Annotated in this window: 1 protein-coding gene; it reads left to right on the plus strand. The window is 70.3% G+C overall.

The window, feature by feature from the left end; all coding sequences use genetic code 11:
* Positions 1 to 661 (plus strand): bifunctional riboflavin kinase/FMN adenylyltransferase (gene ribF / locus BZL64_RS37995; protein ID WP_086773488.1); only part of this gene is annotated, 661 nt, incomplete at its 5' end.
* Positions 662 to 764: the final 103 nt, after the last annotated feature.

A 764-nucleotide genomic window follows, 5' to 3' on the forward strand; every position in this document is an offset into this window, starting at 1 on the left:
CTCGAAGCTGTCGCCCGCCGACTTCGTCGTCAAGGTCCTGGTCGACAAGCTGCACGCCAAGGCGGTCGTCGAGGGCCCCAACTTCCGCTTCGGCCACAAGGCCGCGGGTAATGTCGAGTTCCTCGTCGAGCAGGGCAAGGTCTACGACTTCGAGGTCGAGGTCGTCGACCTGTTCGTGTGCGGCGAGGCGGGCGGCGGCGAGCCGTTCTCCTCCACGCTGACCCGGCGCCTGGTCGCCGAGGGCGATGTGGAGGGTGCCGGGGAGATCCTGGGCCGGCCGCACCGCGTCGAAGGCGTCGTCGTGCGGGGCGCGCAGCGAGGCCGCGAACTCGGCTTCCCCACGGCGAACGTGGAGACGCTCCCGCACACCGCGATCCCGGCCGACGGCGTCTACGCCGGCTGGCTGCACGCGGCCGGTGAGGCGATGCCGGCCGCCATCTCGGTCGGCACCAACCCGCAGTTCGACGGTACCGAGCGCACGGTCGAGGCGTACGCCATCGATCGCGTCGGCCTCGACCTGTACGGCCTCCATGTGGCCGTCGACTTCCTGGCGTTCGTCCGCGGCCAGGCCAAGTTCGATTCCCTGGACGGGCTCCTGGAGCAGATGGCCGTCGACGTGAAGCGCTGCCGGGAACTGGTGGCGGAGGCGGGCATCCGGTAACGGACGCGCGTAACGGACGCGCGTATCGGACTCGTGTAACGGACCTGCTCCTACGACGGCAGAAGGGCGGCCGGTGTCGACTGACACCGGCCGCCCTTCTGCC

Origin of the sequence: Streptomyces bobili, from assembly GCF_002154575.1 — a bacterium.
GTDB lineage: Bacteria > Actinomycetota > Actinomycetes > Streptomycetales > Streptomycetaceae > Streptomyces > Streptomyces bobili.